The sequence below is a fragment of the Chitinophaga filiformis genome (assembly GCF_900102545.1).
In the GTDB taxonomy this organism is placed as follows: domain Bacteria; phylum Bacteroidota; class Bacteroidia; order Chitinophagales; family Chitinophagaceae; genus Chitinophaga; species Chitinophaga filiformis.
This window is the reverse complement of the sequence record NZ_FNBN01000008.1, coordinates 318,666-332,268: the sequence shown is the minus strand read 5'-3', so window position 1 is coordinate 332,268 and position 13,603 is coordinate 318,666. Positions and strand designations below refer to the sequence as shown.

General features: G+C 45.7%; 9 protein-coding genes. 5 read left to right on the top strand and 4 right to left on the bottom strand.

Annotated features, from left to right (window positions below; translation table 11 throughout):
- Positions 1 to 12: 12 nt before the first annotated feature.
- Both BLR32_RS27045 and BLR32_RS27040 read right to left on the bottom strand, forming a co-directional pair.
- A complete protein-coding gene (locus BLR32_RS27045) occupies positions 13 to 993 on the bottom strand; it encodes a terpene synthase family protein (RefSeq protein WP_089836527.1) in 981 nt (326 codons plus the stop codon).
- A gap of 722 nt (positions 994 to 1,715) precedes the next feature.
- Positions 1,716 to 3,365: a hypothetical protein gene (locus tag BLR32_RS27040; RefSeq protein ID WP_089836525.1), complete on the bottom strand. Its 1,650-nt coding sequence runs from the start codon at positions 3,363 to 3,365 to the stop codon at positions 1,716 to 1,718.
- A 158-nt stretch (positions 3,366 to 3,523) separates the two neighbouring features.
- Here BLR32_RS27040 and BLR32_RS27035 point away from each other — a divergent pair, with 158 nt between their 5' ends.
- The 5 genes from BLR32_RS27035 (at position 3,524) to BLR32_RS27015 (ending at position 11,095) form a co-directional block, all read left to right on the top strand.
- Positions 3,524 to 6,124: a M1 family metallopeptidase gene (locus BLR32_RS27035; RefSeq protein ID WP_176842447.1), complete on the top strand. Its 2,601-nt coding sequence runs from the start codon at positions 3,524 to 3,526 to the stop codon at positions 6,122 to 6,124.
- A 220-nt stretch (positions 6,125 to 6,344) separates the two neighbouring features.
- The gene (locus tag BLR32_RS27030; protein WP_089836523.1) at positions 6,345 to 8,129 is read left to right on the top strand and encodes an ATP-binding response regulator; all 1,785 of its coding nucleotides are present in this window, start codon (positions 6,345 to 6,347) and stop codon (positions 8,127 to 8,129) included.
- 157 nt (positions 8,130 to 8,286) lie between these two features.
- Complete coding sequence (locus BLR32_RS27025) at positions 8,287 to 9,261, top strand: terpene synthase family protein (RefSeq protein ID WP_089836522.1); 975 nt, start codon at positions 8,287 to 8,289, stop codon at positions 9,259 to 9,261.
- Positions 9,262 to 9,591: 330 nt separating this feature from the next.
- Positions 9,592 to 10,647: a ParM/StbA family protein gene (locus BLR32_RS27020; RefSeq protein WP_089836519.1), complete on the top strand. Its 1,056-nt coding sequence runs from the start codon at positions 9,592 to 9,594 to the stop codon at positions 10,645 to 10,647.
- A gap of 46 nt (positions 10,648 to 10,693) precedes the next feature.
- Positions 10,694 to 11,095, top strand: a complete 402-nt coding sequence (locus tag BLR32_RS27015; RefSeq protein ID WP_176842446.1) for a bactofilin family protein — start codon at positions 10,694 to 10,696, stop codon at positions 11,093 to 11,095.
- Positions 11,096 to 11,500: 405 nt separating this feature from the next.
- Here BLR32_RS27015 and BLR32_RS27010 read toward each other — a convergent pair whose 3' ends face one another.
- Positions 11,501 to 12,577, bottom strand: coding sequence for an NADH:flavin oxidoreductase/NADH oxidase (locus tag BLR32_RS27010; protein ID WP_089836515.1), 1,077 nt, complete (start codon positions 12,575 to 12,577; stop codon positions 11,501 to 11,503).
- A gap of 305 nt (positions 12,578 to 12,882) precedes the next feature.
- On the bottom strand, positions 12,883 to 13,422 hold the full coding sequence (locus BLR32_RS27005) for a hypothetical protein (protein WP_089836513.1): 540 nt from the start codon (positions 13,420 to 13,422) through the stop codon (positions 12,883 to 12,885).
- Between the last annotated feature and the right edge of the window lie 181 nt (positions 13,423 to 13,603).

The window sequence follows — 13,603 nt, the reverse complement described above, 5'->3', positions numbered from 1 at the left end:
CGTTTTGTTAAATCATGCTGTTGCCAGCATGGTAAAATGATACCTTTCCGTATCATTTACGCTCCAGTCAATATTGCCTTTCATCATTACAGCCAGTGCATCAATGTAACGGCGTAACTCTGCATCAGTTATTGCACCGAATGATGGTAAACGGCGGGATAAACGTTCAAATGCCTTTACCTGTTCATCATGTATCTGCACAGCGGCTGTAATGGCTTCGTCTATTGTACAGTCCCTGGTATTGCGGATTAACATCACAATATTCATTTCATCTCCCTGTTCCAGTTCTTTATTGAATGAGAACAGGTCATTGGCCCAGCAGATCGTGTTGCTGCAGAGTTGTATCAGCTGTTGCACGGTGCCGTCAAGAAATACATAGTCGGGTAAGGAAAAGCCTTCAATCGCTTCCAGCAGATAAGCAAAAAAACTGGCTCCGCTGAAAATAGGACGCCATTTCATGTACTCCTCCAATGTTGGCAGCTGAGCACGGCTTACCTGCTCAATACGCCATAGATTGGCAGCAAAGGCCTGCTGCAGGCTTTCAATAAAACGTACCTGCCAGCCCAGGTTACCAAGCTTGCGGATCCTTTTCCAGAAGTCGCTCACTGCACTTAGTACAGGTCCGCCTTTTTCGAAAGAAATCTGTCTGTTGTGTTTCATGATACCGATCAGCGCATGCACAAGCTTTTCAAACTGTTTGCTTTGCTTTATCACGTCGGTACCCTCACCATGTTCATCAAACTGGTCGTCGAGTACAAACAGTAAAGTATTGAGATCAGCCGCAATACTCAATGCATGCAGGTCGGCGGTAGGGAACATCCTGGCCACCATCCAGGTAAACTTTTGTCTGTGATAATAGGTCCACGTTTCTTCATTCGGGACGAGCTGGTGTTTTTTTACCCAAAGAGTAGTGTGTCTGTCTGCTTTGTCTACATTAGGATTAAGGGTAATCGGAAAAGGGCAGTATAAGCCCGGCAGCTGATGTGTGTACATAATAGGAAGAATTGAGTTTTAGATAATGAAAATGAACGAACACTACACAGGGGGGCTTGTGAATCACATGACAAAGTAAAAAGACCCAGTCAGGGCTTATTGCATACACTGCAGACAGGATTTATACAGCGTAATGGAATATACATGTTTATGGAGAATAAATCAAATACTGTGCACAACTCTGATCGGAATGATCATGCACTGATCATAAAGCAGTTAATAAACGATCAATAGGCAATTAAATAAGTAATTCATCAAACAATTCCAGGCTATTGGCAACCATAATACTGAAAGGAATTATTACCTGATCTCATCACCCAGGCCCGAAGACTATAATAAAGAAGACACTATAATAAAATAGACGAATGACAGTAAGAAGACCGCTCAAGTAGTAGCGGTTTCAGATGGGAATGGCGGGCCTTCGGCTCTCCGGTGATACGACCGGTGCTGCCCAATCTATATTCAACGCCCCTATTCGCTTGACAATGCTAAATCGACATTCAGAGAGGCGCCGACCGCCATCCCATACTGAAACCGAAGCTACTTAGCGGAACTAAAAAAGAAACTGATCCGCAAGAGAAGCACCGTCAAACCGAAGCTACTTAGCGGAACTAAAAAAGAAACCGATCCGCAAGAGAAGCACCACCAAACCGAGGCTACTTAGCGAAAAAAAAGAGGCATCACAAATAATGATGCCCCTTCCTTTACAAAAAAGTATTTAATCAGAACTTCACCCATGCAACACACGCCTTCTTCTCCTCCCCTTTTCTTGTAATCATAATAGTCGCATAAGTATATTTTTTCTCATCATAATCCGACGCCCCCAGCATACAATAATATCCTTTAAAGGTCTCAGGTGTGCCAAACAGGAACAACCTCTCCTGACCGGCATCAGTACACCTGTAACAAACAGTATTCGCCTCAGTAAGATATTTCAGCGGCTTTTTATCCAGGTAAGTCCCCCCCTGATCCAGGTAAGCGAGATAGTCGTTGAAAATGATATAAGTAGCCTTAGACGCCGGCAGATAATCATACGACAGATAAGGCGTGGTATTCAATACCTGTATCCTGTTACGGAAGAACCATTGTCCCTTCTCCTTACGATGAAAATATAAAGGCTCATAAGTACCATTAGCCACCTGCATCTTTATCAATCCGTAACCGGATTGCTCATGCCCGCCCGCATCTATCCGGCTTACACCAATGTCATTCATATTGGTATGTGCCTTATTCCACGCATTGCTACCAGTAGTATTAAACTGATCCATGGTTTCCAGCAATACGGTGCTGCTGCCATCTTCATGCGTGATCAGCGCCTGCGGCTGACCGGTATAAGCACCGGTATATTTCATCTTCTGCTGTGCAAAAGCAGTGATCTTATCTGTTGTCAGCGGCTGACTGGTTTTAAACGCCAGCGTACCCGCATCCAGGTAGTTGATATAAGCAGCAGGTGCGGCAGCTTTGCCTGACTGGCTATTGGTAGTGGTCAATAACACCTGCAGACCGTTCACGGCAGACGCATACTGCACAGCAGCATGAACATCAGTAAAGTTGGCCGTATATGGCAAAATGGTATGCGTGAAACTGTTGTCATTTTTGCCAATGGCGGATATCACCACTACAGCACTGGTATCTTTCAGGCTCCTGCGACTGCTAAGAGCGACAGTAGCCAGGAATATTTTATCGCCTCCCTGTACAGCCATATCCAGATAGCCCAGGTAAGGATAGTCCTGGTCAGAAACAGAATAATAGCTACGCCTGATCAACTGATGCTCCGGCGTAAAATGAAGGATCTGGACTCTTTCTGCGGGAGATTCTTTCCGTTGTAATTCACCACCGGCAAAAGAGGCCACCGCATAATAACCGCTATTGGGGTCTTTAGACACATAGAAATCATGCGAAGCAAAATTATCCTGCACCATTACATCCCGGTGTAATACGGTAGGCAGTTCACCCAGCTTGTCTTCCTGTATCAGTTTACCATTATTGCCGTCCAGTACCAGGCGGTACAGGTTGGGTTTATACTTTACCAGTTGCTGCAGGAAGATCACCACCTGGTTATTGATCGCATAGATACCGTCAATTTCAGTGTCATTCAGATTGGAAGCATCCCACAACTTTCCCCTGATTACCTCTGTAGCAGCAATTGTACGCTGCTCGTTATACATATTCGCTATGATACCCTGCTTCTTGTCGAAATGCAGGTAACAGGTATTCCCGCCAGGCAGCAATACGATCTTGTCAAACCCCTCTCCGGGTTCCGGAAACGTGGCACTAAGCTGTACTGATGGCGCTGGTGTGGGTGTTTGTGCAAAAGCGTGGCTGGTGAATAGCAGGAAAAACAGGCCCATGCCTGTCCGGAAAATTTTCATAGGTTAAAGGTTAAAGTCTATCGTTCTGCCCGTAAAGATATAATATTTTTCAAATGTGTGTCTGACTGTCAGACAAATTACATCGCCCTTTTTGCTTTTTCTCTATTTGCTTTACAGCATTATCTTATATTTATGGCTATTTCCAAATCGAAACACTAATGACAATCAACAAAATCCTGCTCTGCTCCGGCTTTCTGCTGGCAAGTTTTGTCCATGCTGCAGTAGGACAGACGACTACTACTTCAAAGTACGATCAGCATGAGGTATTCAGTCCCCTGTTTTATCCAACCAACGGTAACGAGTATCGCAGCGCATCCGGCGCCCCTGGCCACAAATACTGGCAAAACAGGGCCGACTATGCCATCACCGCGGTCCTGGATACCGCCACTCACCGTATCAGCGGTTCAGTAGCGATCACATACAAGAATAGCAGCCCTGATAAACTGCCTTTCCTGTGGCTGCAGCTAGATCAGAACATCTACCGGGAAGATTCCCGCGGCGCAGCTACTACCGTGGTAACAGGCGGTCGCTTTGCCAACCGTTCCTTCACCGAAGGCTATAACATTAAGGCCGTAAACGTAGTCATCAACGGTAAGAAAACAGCCGTAAAATATAACATCACCGATACCCGTATGCAGCTGATCCTGCCGGAAGCCCTGAAAGCAGATGGCGCCGTTGCAAAGATCTATGTAGACTATGCATATGAGGTACCGCAATACGGAACTGACCGTACCGGCCGTCTGAAGACCCGCAACGGATGGATCTATGAGATTGCACAATGGTATCCGCGTATGGAAGTATACGACGATGTACTGGGCTGGAACTCTATTCCTTACCAGGGCGCGGCAGAGTTCTACCTGGAATACGGCGACTTCGATTATACCATCACAGCTCCTGCCGGTATGATAGTAGCTGGTTCCGGTCAGTTGCAGAATGAAGCACAGGTACTGACGCCTAAGGAACAGGCCCAGCTGGCAAAAGCGCGTAACAGCGACAAAACGGTTATGATCAGGGATAGTGCTGAGGTAGCAGCCTTACAGCCAAAAGGCGGTATGCTCTCCTGGCATTTTATCTGTAAAAATGCACGCGACGTGGCCTGGGCAGCTTCTACTGCATTCGTATGGGATGCAGCCCGTATTAACCTCCCAAGTGGTAAAAAAGCACTGGCGCAGTCAGTATATCCTGTAGAAAGCATTATGGCCCCTAACGGCTGGGTAAGATCTACAGAGTTTGTAAAAGGTTGTATTGAGATCTACTCTAAACAATGGTTTGAATATACCTACCCGGTAGCTACCAATGTGGCAGGTATCGTAGGCGGCATGGAATATCCCGGTATCGTATTCTGCTCCCACAGAAGCACCGGCGGTGGATTATGGGGAGTAACGGACCATGAATTCGGTCATAACTGGTTCCCGATGATCGTAGGTTCCAACGAAAGGAAGTACGCCTGGATGGATGAAGGCTTCAATACCTTCATCAACGACGGTTCCGGTAAGGTGTTCAACAATGGAGAGTTTTACCAGAAGCAACAGGGACAGTCAATGGGCCGCGCCATGAGCGGAGATCCTATTATGAGCACTCCTGATGTGATCCAGAGCAGTTACCTGGGTATCGCAGCTTATTATAAGCCTGCTATGGGACTCACCATCCTGCGTGATTATGTACTGGGTAAAGAGCGTTTTGAATATGCTTTCCGCACTTACATCGAACGTTGGGCATTTAAACATCCTACACCATGGGATTTCTTCCGTACGATGGAAAACGTATCGGGTGAAGATCTGAGCTGGTTCTGGAGAGGCTGGTTCCTGAACAGCTGGAAGCTGGACCAGTCAGTGAAAGATGTGAAATATGTAAACAATGATCCTGCTAAAGGCGCATTGATTACTATAGAAAACCTGGAGCAGATGGCGCTTCCGGTAGTTCTTGCCATCACCGACAGCAAAGGCAACACTGACACGGTAACATTGCCTGCTGAAATCTGGCAACGTGGTTCTACCTGGACATTCAAACAGAATTCAGATTCCAGGATCACTAAGGTAGTGATAGACCCTGATAAGGCTTTCCCTGATATTGATCCTTCCAACAATACCTGGGCGGGTGGTTCCAGGAAAGTGCCTGCGAATGTTACTGCAAAAGATGTTCTCAACAAGTACCTGCAGGTTATCGGCGGTATTGATAAAGTGAAAGCGATCAAAGACCAGGTAACTACCGCTACCGGTTCTGTGCAGGGCACTGAGATCAAAATGACGAGGAAATTCAAATCGCCCGACAAGTTCCTGCTGGATGTTTTCATCCCTATGATGAATGTACATGCTACTAAGCTGGTGGTAAACGGAGACAGCGTTTCTGCTATACAGATGGGCAACCCTATTCCGGTAGACGCTGCTTCCAGAGAACGTATCAGAGCTAATCTCACCCTGATCCCTGAAGTAGAATACCTGAAGGATGGCGTTGAGATACACCTGTCGCCCAACATTGTAACTGATGACAATGGTAAAGAGACTTATCTCATCACTGTAAAAGAAGATGAGGATCTGGTTACCGAGCTCTATTATGATGTTGCTACAGGCTTCCTGGCAAAGAAAATAAGCCGCAGTGGAGATCAGGAAACCGGCGCTATTGAAACAAGTGACTACAGAGAGGTAAATGGGGTTAAATTCCCTTTCCTGCTGAAGAATAACATCGGTGGACAGCAGATCGATTTCAAAGTGGACGAGATCAAAATAAACAGCGGTCTCACGGATACTGATTTTAAATAACGTATTCGGAAAAGATTATTTGTTGAAGGAGAGGCCCTTCTGGTGATAAGTACTCATTATCAGCAGGAGGGCCTCTCCTTTGGCTTTTTTTGTTGGTAATTAGTTTATATTGTGGATTATAATTCGGCCATAACTAAACAGGACAACATTTTATATTATAGAGACCTATAACAACAACACTAACAAACCCCGGAAGTAATTCCAGTAAACCCGATTGCGAATGAGTATAAAGGGGATATTTCGAGCAGTTACCCTGATAGGTGCAGATACCCTTGATTTAAATGAAAGGAGCAGGATCATTAAAGTAAACATTCTTGCCATAGTCACCGGTGTAATGGCACTATTCTTTGGGACATTCTTTTATATTGTCTCCGGAAAGCTTGGTCTTTTCCTGGGCACTTTCGTAGAAGGATCGGCTTGTTTCTACGTTATATTCCTGAATAAACAAAGGAAGTATGACATAGCAGCATTCTATCTGCAGATGATCCATAATGCTGCTACATTCTACTTTGGTTGTCTGCTGGCGGGTGTTGTAGAAGCCAGTTTGCTCGCTATATTCCTCATAGGCACTTCCCTGCTGATCGTAAAAGATAAAATGTTCCGCACTACCTGTATCGTCGTGGCACTGATCACATTGATTATGCTGGAAGTGAACAGGATCGCCGGTATCATTCCTCCCTATGATTTTACACCGGTAAGCAGGATCATTATTCACTACTCCGCTATCCTCGTTATTGTATCGCTGAATATTCTCATCATCATGTTCTATGTCAAGCATAACGATCAATTGCTGACTGCACAGAAAGAACATAGTGAAAACCTCGAAAAACAAGTACAGTTCAGAACTGCCGAACTGGAAAAGGCCAACAACTATAAGAGCCTTTTTCTCCGGGAAACCAACCATGAGATCCGCGTACCATTGAATGCTATTTACTCCATCAGCCAGTTATTACTGATGGATGCGAAGAAGAATAATGATACGGCCTATATAAAGCAGGCGGAACACCTTTGCGCCGCGAGTCATCATGCACTGGACGTGATCAATAATGTGCTGGAATTGTCGAGAATAGAAGCGGGTAAACTGCATGAAGTACATAATGAAGCCTTTCCGATAAGAAGTCTGCTGGACAATATCGTGGATACCGGTCAATACATCGCCAAAACAAAAGGTGTCCGCATTGTACTGAGCTATAACAAACGGAAACTCCCCGCACTACTGGTAACAGATAAGGTCAAACTCACCCAGATCATCAACAACCTCTTATTCAACGCAGTAAAATTCACGGCAGATAACAGCACCATCACTTTATCGGCTATTGTGGAAAATGATACCTGTAGTATTAAAGTAAAAGATCAGGGAGAGGGCATCAGCGAGGATAAGATCATTCCTATCTTCGATCCTTTCATTACGGGATGGAACAGCTTTTCCGGTGGTACTGGCCTTGGCTTGCATATTGCGCGTCACCTGGCCACTCTGCTGGGAGGCGACATTTCGGTAGAAAGCGTGGTAGGCAAAGGCACTGAATTTAGTTTCACCTTCCCCTTGCTGGCCTGTGCAGTACCTGCTGCCAGGGAGGAAGTGGCGGAAGTACCGGAAACACGCACGGACAATACAACACTCTATACCGGGGTGAAAGTGTTGGTTATTGAAGACGACGATATGAGCCGGATTTACCTGTCGCAGTACCTGCGCAGGCTTGGATGTGAATTGGAATCCTGCGGTACGGGCGCAGACACGATTGAATTATTGCACCATTATACCCCTGATATTATCCTGGCAGACAGGCATTTGCCGGATATGGAAGCCGGAGAGATCCTGGCCTATGTAAGAAATACTCCTATGCTCAGCAGAGTTCCGGTGATTGTCATTTCAGGCGATGTTTTTGAAGAAGACAGGATCGCCACTATCGAGGCAGGAGCTACTGCTTATCTGATCAAACCGGTTGATTTTAAACTGTTGAATGTTGCACTCAAACAATGCCTGAATAGCCCGGCATTATTGTAATCTTTCTTCCCTCAATTCCTGACCACCCTGGTACAGGCCGCACAACTACTCATCTTCCTGAATTTCACGCTATTTGACTGCGATTATGTCGCGTCATCACAGTACATTTTTGTCTGAATTAGTTTTTTTTCTCCTCTCATTTTTAAACCCAATTTTTATGCAACCAATTAACGTTCCGTTACTCAATTGCCCTTTTGAGGCCAAAATCAGTCCTTTCGTGTCAGAAATTGACCAGCACACTTCTGCCTGGCTGCAGGAGTTTAACCTGCTGCAATCTGACGAGGCGTACGACCGCTTCCGTAAGTACAAATTCGCATGGATGACTGCACGCACCTATCCGGACGCCGACCTGGATTTCCTGTGCACCGCCAACGATCTGAACACCTGGCTCTTTGTGCTGGATGATCTGCTGGACCATGTTACCCCCGAAACAGCGGGGTACCGGGAACAGGGGTATCTGCAACAGGTTATCACAGACTTCGTGAATGTGCTGCGGTATGACAGGTTCGTCGGCCGGGATATTAATCCTGTACTGGCAGCGCTGAGCGACTTTTGGAACAAGATGCGGCAACTGAGTACGGTATCATGGCAATGCCAGTTTACACTTAGTCTGAAGGCAACCTTTGAGGCGGCCGTCTGGGAAGCCGAAAATGCAAAACAGCGGAGACATCCATCCGTCTTCCAGTACATGCAGATGCGTCCATTCTTTAGCGGCGCCAATCTGGGCACCGATATGCTGGAAGTAGCGGCACAGACCTACCTCCCTATTTTCGTACTACAGAATGAGCAGTTCCAGAAACTGGTCGACCTTGCACGGAGGGCCGTATGCTGGGCTAACGATCTCTTCTCACTGTCCAAAGAACTGGCTCATGGAGACGATCACAATCTCGTGGTAGTGATTGAGCATGAACAGCAGATCAGCCTTGAAGAGGCCATCGCTGAAACAGCGGCTATCCATAACCGGGAAATAGCGCTTTTCAACGAACTGAGGACTCAGCTGCCTTCCTTTGGCCCGCACATTGACTGTGCTATCCAGCGTCATCTGGATGCATTGGGCACAATGGTACGGGGTTTCATGGACTGGTCCATTTACGACACCGCCAGGTATGAATTCAATTACACGGCCAGATAAGGCCACTTCCGGCCTGGCAGGAGCCGTCCTGCCAGGTACCCTCTCCACAATCCCTTCCACCGCAATTTATCCAGTCTCCTCCCGGCTCTTCCATTTAATAGCAATTTGTTAACCTGTCAAAACACTGATAATCAATATATTTGAAAAGTGTTCAGTTTCCGCTTGGTAATGTTTAATATAATTTTATATATTTAATGTCGTTGTAGTGCGGGAGTAATGCCCCTCCCCTGTGAAAAAACCTACTGCCCTGGAGTTTGCCGTGACAGATTGAACCTTGAATTATTGAAATCAAAAACCTGAATTTTAATCATATATAATAATCCTGCTATCATGAAAGTATCACCCATTAGCTTTCCGAGCGTTTTCGAAACTGCGTATGGTAACACCGAGAATTCCTCAAAAGACTTATTGAATGGCCTGAAGATCAAAAAAGACGAGAACTGGTATATGGTCGGAAACCTGGCAAGGCGGGGCGGGATCAATCCCGGTCGTATTACCAATGCCGCTCCACAGGAAGATGATTACGAAATCCTCTTCAAAGCAGGCCTGGTGAACGTGCTGGATAAGGTACAGCAGCCATTGTCCATCACAATGGGCTTTCCTTTTTCTACTTACAATATCTACAAAGGCGCCGCAGAGAACTTCCTGAATAAGCGCCATTTCCTCATAGAATACGACACCCATACTTTCAACAATAAAGGCGCCATCAAAAAAGGGATGCTGGACATCGAGCGGTATGAAGTGATCCCTGAGATCGTAGGCGGCATCATCGGTCTGAAAAAGACCGTTAATGATCCTAAAACAGAAAACTTCATCGCTGTCAGCTTTGGTTTCGGTACTATTGAGGGCGGTATGGCAACAGCGGATGGTCTCATTCACCGTACCTGCTTCAGCTCTCACGGTATCAAATATGCTATCAACAACCTGGCCCGTGAGCTGAACAAACAGTATTACCTCGACATGAAAAATGAGCACCAGCTGGACGATGCTTTCATGAAAGGTTCTATCTTTACCAACAGGAAACGTATTGACCTGAAGGATGTACGAAAGGCTTTATTGACCCAGTACTATAAGGAAGTAGTGTCTCCGCTGATGAGGAACTATTTTACCGACCAGGACTTTGAAAACTGTAGCAAGATCTACCTGATGGGTGGCGGTGCGTATTACCGCGAACTGACTGATGCTTTTATGGAAGAGTTCAAAGACTTTATTCCTGTAGAAGTAGCACCTAACCCTGAAAATCTTGTCAGCATCGGCTATCTGTACAACTCTTTGAGAATATCAGACGATAAACATCATCGCAGCGTGGGACTTGACCTTGGCAATGCGTCCTCGATCATTTCTATTTTTGAAGAAGAAACTTTATCTGCTGTCTCAAACTTGTGATGTGCTTCCCTTGAAAGACTTAATTAAAAGGGCTTTTGGAAAGGACATGTTTCTGATCCCAAGCCAGGTGTCCGTGCAGGGCGCTGTCGAATCCACTATTCCCGGACGTATTGATGGTAACATAAGAGGCGATGTCCGGACCGAGGGCATGCTGGTAATAGGTAAAAGCGCGAATATCCGCGGCAATATCTATGCAACAGATCTGGTTACCTACGGTAAAGTCTATGGGGATATTATTGTAAGCAATAAAGCTGTGATCAGCAACAAAGCATATGTAAAAGGCGATGTGACTGCGCTTGTGTTGGAAGTAGAACAGGATGCCGTTATTGAAGGCGCTATCCGTAAGCATCCAACTGAAGCAGATGATGTCGTTCCGCCTCCTGCTGAAGAAGATGTTGAGAAACCACTGCCAACTGAAGATGAAGAGCAGGCGAGTTCGTGGTTTTAATAAGTAGTTTCAGATGATCAATTACAAGTTGGGCGAAGAGATAACTGTGAAGTGCTTCTTGTTCGTTAATTGTAATTGATCATTTTTTTATTCGCAGGATCAGGGCATAAAAAAACCGTATCATCATGATACGGGCATCTTATAGTAAATCGGGGGAAAATAAGGGGAGTTCAATTTGATATTTAACTACGCGTCAAGGATCAATTTCCACGTTAGTAACAAATCTTCTGCGTATCAAAATAATTTTCACAGCCTTAACTTATAACTGATATGAATGAACCTTCAGCATAAGAATTAAACACATCTTATTCGACAGTAAATACTTACCGATACGCTTAAACGAATATAAATTACAATCCCCGGGCATTACACCCAGGGATATAAAAATGACTCCTAAGGATCTCTTTAACTCTTCAACTTCGCCCGCTCATACTGCACCGGCCAGACAAACGACTCGTCCTTCAACTCATGTGCTGCATGCATAGGAAAATATGGATCCCTCAAAAACTCTCTCGCCATTACCACCAGGTCAGCTTTCCCTTCCGCAATAATAGACTCTGCTTCTGCCGCTGTAGTGATCATCCCAACAGCGCCAGTCAATATACCTGTCTCCTTACGGATATGCTCCGCAAACGGTGTCTGATACAAGGGACCAACAATTATTTTCTGATGATGCACTAATCCTCCGGAAGAGGTATCAATAAGATCTACGCCTTTATTTTTTAGTATGCGCGCCAGTTCTGTAGTGCTTTCCAGGTCCCATCCACCGTCTGCCCAATCTGTTGCAGAAAGCCTTACAAATAAGGGATAATCTTCCGGCCATACTTCCCTTACAGCGGCCACTACTTCCAGCATCAGGCGTATCCTGTTCTCAAAGCTACCACCATATTCATCTGTCCGTTGATTACTTAGCGGAGAAAGGAATTCATGCAGCAGGTAACCATGTGCACCATGCAGTTCGATCACTTTAAATCCTGCTTTCAATGCATGCGTTGCAGCTGCTTTAAAATCTGCGATCACTTTTTGAATACCAGCTGCTGTCAGAGCAATAGGTTGCCCGTATTTTTCTGAAAAAGGAATAGCGCTTGGCGCATAGATGTCTTCCCAACCTCCTTTATCGGGCGGTATCAGTCTGATACCCTTCCAGGGCACCTCTGTGCTCGCCTTTCTACCCGCATGCGCCAGTTGTATCCCCGGAACAGCACCATGGGTGGAAAGGAAACCTGTGATCCTTTGCAGGAAGGAAATATGTGCATCGTCCCAGATACCGAGATCCGCAGGCGATATCCGTCCTTCCGGGCTCACTGCGGCCGCTTCTGTAATAATAAGCCCGGCCCCGCCTACTGCACGGCTACCCAGATGCACCAGGTGCCAGTCATTCGCAAAACCATTTTCTGAACTGTATTCACACATCGGAGAAACCGTGATCCTGTTCCTGAATGTAATATTCCTGATCTGTAACGGTGAGAAGAGTGCTGCCATTGATCCTGTTATTTTGTTTACGTTTTCTGATCAAAAGATAAGAAATAACTACAAGAGGATCAACGTCGCCCTGCCCCGCTTCCATTGATCCGTTTTCCCAAAGCCATCTATCTGAACAGCGAACATTTTGTTAAGTGCGTACCAACCAGCAATCAACAGGGAAGGCACAGCTACGCCTACCTACTTTTAAAGTGGGAGCAATACATGTCAAAATAATCTGTGCTGGTAAATTGAAGAATATGCAGGAATATGCAGACAAAGCTCCTCAACCAGCAGGAAGCTATTCCTAAACAGTGAAGACGGTTTTATGTAAGCAGCAACTCCTTCACCGTCTGACACCCCGGTAAGTTTTCCGCTACTACAATGACTTTACCGCCTACAGGCAGCGCAGTTGCTTTATAATGCCAATCTACTCTGTTGCGATCCAGCACTGCCTGACCGCTTTCTGTGATAACGCCTTCAGCGTCTACTACCTTTACTTCCACTTCTGCTACCCGGAACTCATTTTTGGCAGTCACCACAACCTCCTCATTTTCTAACCTGATATTCTGGACTTCCGGACTGTGGTAAGCATCCTTCACCGCCATATTGTAGGCATTCTGGCCCGGCCCGGCCATCGACTGATAGTAGGCCTTTATCTCCGGATCGGCCATCAATACCTGCGCTCGTGCTGAAGCAATGGTCATCTTATGCCTTGCTTCCAACTGTTTTTGTGTAGGCTTTTTCCTGGACGGGCCGCGTTTCATCGCCATAATAATCTGCCCATTCCGTTCATAGATGATGTAATGTTTGCCGAGAGTGCCCCGTACAAGCTGCATGAGAATATTGTCTTTAACAATGGCCATAAAAAGGTTTTTTGAGGTTATCTATACAAAAGCTTGTTGTCTTAATGCGACTAATATACAAATAGTTATGCAACTGGGGATCACAATAGTATTTATAGGTCACTTCAATATCCCTTTGATATAGAGGTACCCTTTAAATAGCCTCTTGATATCATTTTAGCCTTCTAATGGAAAGCCGACT